General features: G+C 67.1%; 1 protein-coding gene. It reads left to right on the forward strand.

Translation table 11 applies throughout. From position 1 onward, the window contains the following. A partial coding sequence (locus KVT32_RS31045) for a hypothetical protein (protein WP_217619526.1) occupies nt 1-246 on the forward strand: 246 nt, incomplete at both ends.

Here is a 246-nt window from a genome sequence, read left to right on the forward strand (position 1 = left end):
CTCGCCGCTGCAGATCATGATCGACGGCCCGCTCGGCGGCGCCGCCTTCAGCAACGAATTCGGCCGTCCGGTCCTGGGCGGCTACTTCCGTACCTACGAGCAGAATGCGCAGGCGGCCGGCGGCGTCTACGGCTACCACAAGCCGATCATGATCGCTGGCGGCATCGGCAACATCGCGGATGAGCACACCCACAAGAACGACATCCCGGTCGGCAGCCTGCTGATCCAGCTCGGCGGCCCGGGCAT

The sequence above is a fragment of the Achromobacter sp. GbtcB20 genome (genome assembly GCF_019091095.1).
In the GTDB taxonomy this organism is placed as follows: Bacteria; Pseudomonadota; Gammaproteobacteria; order Burkholderiales; family Burkholderiaceae_B; genus Achromobacter; species Achromobacter mucicolens.